Annotated in this window: 7 protein-coding genes; all 7 read left to right on the top strand. The window is 48.1% G+C overall.

Features of this window, described 5'->3' with window-relative positions:
• Nucleotides 1-294, top strand: a 294-nt coding sequence (gene rpsK / locus RMO52_RS04765) for a 30S ribosomal protein S11 (RefSeq protein WP_310411382.1), incomplete at its 5' end; no start/stop codon positions are given.
• Between the two features lie 154 nt (nt 295-448).
• Nucleotides 449-1,432, top strand: coding sequence for a DNA-directed RNA polymerase subunit alpha (locus RMO52_RS04760; RefSeq protein ID WP_310411379.1), 984 nt, complete (start codon nt 449-451; stop codon nt 1,430-1,432).
• A gap of 367 nt (nt 1,433-1,799) precedes the next feature.
• The gene (rplQ, locus tag RMO52_RS04755; protein WP_309738370.1) at nt 1,800-2,150 is read left to right on the top strand and encodes a 50S ribosomal protein L17; all 351 of its coding nucleotides are present in this window, start codon (nt 1,800-1,802) and stop codon (nt 2,148-2,150) included.
• Between the two features lie 34 nt (nt 2,151-2,184).
• Nucleotides 2,185-3,024 carry a tRNA pseudouridine(38-40) synthase TruA gene (gene truA / locus RMO52_RS04750; protein ID WP_309738372.1) on the top strand — a complete coding sequence of 280 codons (840 nt, stop codon included), beginning with the start codon at nt 2,185-2,187 and terminating at the stop codon, nt 3,022-3,024.
• Nucleotides 3,025-3,129: 105 nt separating this feature from the next.
• Complete coding sequence (gene rplM, locus RMO52_RS04745; RefSeq protein WP_310411374.1) at nt 3,130-3,582, top strand: 50S ribosomal protein L13; 453 nt, start codon at nt 3,130-3,132, stop codon at nt 3,580-3,582.
• Between the two features lie 2 nt (nt 3,583-3,584).
• Nucleotides 3,585-3,989, top strand: coding sequence for a 30S ribosomal protein S9 (gene rpsI / locus RMO52_RS04740; RefSeq protein ID WP_309738374.1), 405 nt, complete (start codon nt 3,585-3,587; stop codon nt 3,987-3,989).
• 137 nt (nt 3,990-4,126) lie between these two features.
• Nucleotides 4,127-4,315, top strand: a 189-nt coding sequence (rpmE, locus tag RMO52_RS04735) for a 50S ribosomal protein L31 (protein ID WP_310411369.1), incomplete at its 3' end; no start/stop codon positions are given.

The raw sequence follows: 4,315 nt of genomic DNA, 5'->3' as shown, positions 1-4,315 counted from the left end.
ACTATATCTGATGCTAATGGGGATGTAATTTCCTGGGCATCAAGTGGCTCTAGTGGATTCAAAGGCGCGAAAAAAGGTACCCCCTTTGCCGCTCAAACAGCCGCTGAAAGTGCTGGCAAGCGGGCAATGGATCAGGGGATGCGCCAGCTTGAAGTAATGGTCAGTGGGCCTGGTGCGGGTCGTGAGACAGCGATTCGTGCCCTCCAAGGTGCAGGGATAGAAATTACCCTAATTCGCGACGTTACTCCAATTCCTCACAATGGATGCCGTCCACCAAAACGGCGGAGAGTTTAGGTTAATTATTTATAGTTCGGACGATCGATGTTGGCATTTGCCAAATTCGGCGATCGTGAATTGTGGGTCGTTAGGTTAGAAAGAGATGATTTGGCTCCATAGCCAGATCCGAAGAGTTTAAATGTAAGTACAAACTGGGTAGGGAGGTCACTCTGTGGCGCAGTTTCAGATCGAGTGTGTCGAGTCTAAGACCGAGTCAAATCAAAGTCAATATAGTAAGTTTATCCTGGAGCCTCTCGATCGAGGTCAAGGTGTAACAATCGGCAACTCACTTCGACGGGTATTATTGTCCAACTTAGAAGGGACATGCATTACTGCGGTACGAGTAGCCGGACTAATTAAGGATGAAAAAGCTGGTGTCAAGCCAGGTACGGTCAACCATGAGTTTGCTAGCTTAGTTGGTGTTCGTCAGGATGTTCTAGAACTTCTGCTGAACATGAAAGAAGTCAAGCTCAAAAGTTACACATCTCAACCGCAAATCGGTCGATTGAATGTAACTGGGCCAGCGGAAGTTACAACTGCTGATTTTGAACTACCTTCAGAAGTAGAAGTTGTCGATCCCAACCAATATGTGGCTACGGTCGCTGCTGGTGGGAAGTTGGAGATGGAATTTCGGATCGAACGTGGCAAGGGCTATCGATCGGTAGACAAATTCCGCGAACATGGGCTAGCAATGGACATGCTCCAAATCGACGCTGTATTTATGCCTGTTACTCAGGTTAATTACACTACCGAAGATGTGCGAATCGATGGCGCAGTTGAAAAAGACAGGTTAATTCTAGAAATCTGGACAAATGGGAGTCTGACTCCTCAAGAAGCATTGAGCGAATCCGCCAAAATTTTGGTCGATCTCCTCAATCCCCTCAAGGACATCAGCTTGGAATCTTTCCAACCAGAATATGCCGATGAAGAAGATCCTTCTAATCAGATTCCGATCGAAGAGTTGAATCTCTCCGTCAGAGCCTACAACTGTCTCAAACGGGCACAGATTAATTCTGTTTCCGATTTGATGGGTTACACCCAAGAAGATCTCTTAGAAATTAAGAACTTCGGTCTCAAGTCCGCTGAGGAGGTTATCGAAGCTCTCGAAAAGCGACTGGGGATCAAACTCCCCCACGATAAATCAGTGAAAGTCTGAGTAGATCGGGGCGCAGTACTCGCGATCGATTAGTGGCATTGATAATATCTGTTATCATCACGAACCCGACCAAATCGCTAACTACTGTATCGCAAGACCCCAAGGGAGTTTGATCGTAACAGCATCAAGATGCGGTAGTTATTGTTCGAGATATCTCGATCGTCACAGCATCAAAGAGTTACTTTGAAGGATAGCTCGATCGTCACAGCAGTAAAAAGTAACTCGATCGTAGCAACACCATAGAACTATCATTCAAGGTAGCTCGATCGTCACAGCATCATCGAGTTGCCATTCAGAGTAACTCGATTGTCAAGCATCAGTAGCTGCTCAAGTAGCTCGATGATTAGTAAAACACAGGAGAAAAAAAATGCGTCATCGCTGTCGCGTGGCAATGCTGGGTAGACCAGCCGACCAGCGCAAAGCAATGCTACGGTCTTTGACTACCGAACTGATCCGCCACGGTCGGATCACGACAACTCTCGTCAAAGCCAAAGCAATGCGCCCAGCAGTCGAGAAGATGGTGACATTAGCCAAATCGGGGACTCTTGCAGCTCGCCGTCAGGCTATGGGATATATCTACGACAAAGATTTAGTGCATAACTTATTTGCCGAAGCTCCCGAACGCTACGGCAATAGACAGGGTGGTTACACTCGCGTCGTCCGCACGGTACCGCGTCGGGGCGACAATGCAGAAATGGCAATTATTGAAATGATGTAGCGCCAATGTACCGCCACCTGTTATTTGTGATTCAATGGCTGCTAAAAACCACAAACTCATAACTAACAGTACCGAGCGGGTGGCTCTAGTCATTCAATACACAGGTAGCAATCTGTGTGGCTGGCAAAAGCAACTTAACGGTAGGGCGGTGCAGTCTGAAATAGAACAGGCGATCGCCGCAGTACTCGGTCAACCCGTTAACATCTATGGTGCGGGACGTACCGACAGCGGCGTTCATGCGGCGGCACAAGTCGCCCATTTCGATAACCCCAGTGTGATTCCGGCAACCCGCTGGGCAGCAGTCCTCAATATGCGGTTGCCTGATGATATCGTCATCCGTGCTTCCACCGCTGTTGCTGATGATTGGCACGCTCGGTTTTCAGCTCTTTATCGTCGGTATCGGTACACCATTTATACGGCCAAACAACCTAACTTGTTCGTTCGTCCCTATACTTGGCATTACTATCAAGAGCCTTTGATTGTAGAGCGAATTCAAGCCGCTGTAGCGCCATTGCTCGGCACCCATCATCTGGCTGCCTTTCATCGGACTGATTCGGGTCGATCGCACTCCTGGGTGGAGATTCAAGATATCTGCTGCGATCGATTAGGGGACTTCATTCAGATCGAAATCCAAGCCAATGGATTTTTGTATGGCATGGTACGACTGCTAGTAGGGCTGCTAGTTCAAGTGGGAAATGGCGATTTATCAGTTGCCGAATTTACCCACATCTGGCAAACCGAACAACGATCGCTCGTTAGGCATTCCGCACCAGCTAAAGGTCTGTGTCTGCTAAGGGTTGGATATCCAGATTTTCCTTTCCCTGAGTCGATTTGGTACGATACCCAGCCGCAATTTCTCTTGCCAAAAACTTAGTCTTATTTATAGCTCTACTCGATCTTCAATGTTGGGTTTCACCTTACAGTTAGATTGAGCCAAAGTAAGCCGAACTGAAACCCAACCTACAACTCATATAAGAACGTGGAAAAAACCTACTTACCGCCAACTAATAATACGGCTGATGCCAAGTGGTACATCATCGATGCTGCCGACCAACGGCTCGGACGCCTCGCCAGCCAGATTGCGATGATTTTGCGCGGCAAAAATAAGCCGACTTTTACCCCTCACATCGATACTGGCGATTTTGTGATCGTGATCAATGCTGAGAAAGTCGTCGTGACAGGTAAAAAAAGCACTCAGAAAGTCTACAGAAGACACTCCGGTCGTCCTGGTGGGATGAAAACTGAAGTCTTTGCTAAATTGCAAGTACGGATTCCCGAACGGATCGTCGAACAAGCTGTCAAAGGCATGTTACCAAAAAATTCGATGGGCAAACATCTGTTTACCAAGATGAATGTCTACGCAGGTACCCAGCATCCTCATTCGGCGCAAAAGCCTGAAGTCTTGAATGTTAATACTACTCCTGGAGCATAATCATGGAAGCAAATACCCGCGCAGTCTACTGGGGTACAGGTCGTCGGAAATCGTCGATCGCGCGAGTTCGTCTCGTCCCTGGTACTGGTAAACTAGTAGTCAACGGCAGAACTGGCGAAGACTATTTTAACTTTCAAAGTGGCTACGTCTCCGCAGCGAGATCGCCCTTGGAAACACTCGGTCTAGAAGGCGAGTATGATATCCTCGTCAACGCCCATGGCGGCGGTTTGACCGGACAATCCGATGCTGTGAAACTCGGTGTAGCTCGCGCACTGTGCGAACTCGACCCCAATAACCGCAAACCCCTTAAAGTTGAAGGTTATCTCACTCGCGACCCCCGTTGTGTCGAGCGTAAAAAATACGGTCTGCACAAAGCCCGTAAAGCTCCTCAATACTCGAAACGTTAATCAGTTCGGAGTTGGGAGTTGGGAGTTGGGAGTTGTTAGTAGAGCGCGTTGCGCTCAGTTGACAGCATTAAAACTATTCACTCCCAACTCCCAACTACCCACTCTCAACTACCTACTCCCAACTCCTAACTCGACTCATGGCAAAAGCTGATATTCATCCTACCTGGTACCCAGACGCCAAAGTCTATTGCAACGGCGAAGTTGTGATGACTGTTGGTTCGACCAAACCAGAACTCCGCGTTGATGTTTGGTCTGGCAATCATCCCTTTTATACTGGGACGCAGAAGATCATCGATACCGAAGGTCGAGTCGATCGCTTCCTGAAA

This window comes from Chamaesiphon sp. OTE_8_metabat_110, from assembly GCF_031382685.1.
GTDB lineage: Bacteria > Cyanobacteriota > Cyanobacteriia > Cyanobacteriales > Chamaesiphonaceae > Chamaesiphon.
This window is presented reverse-complemented; position numbering and strand designations above follow the sequence as displayed.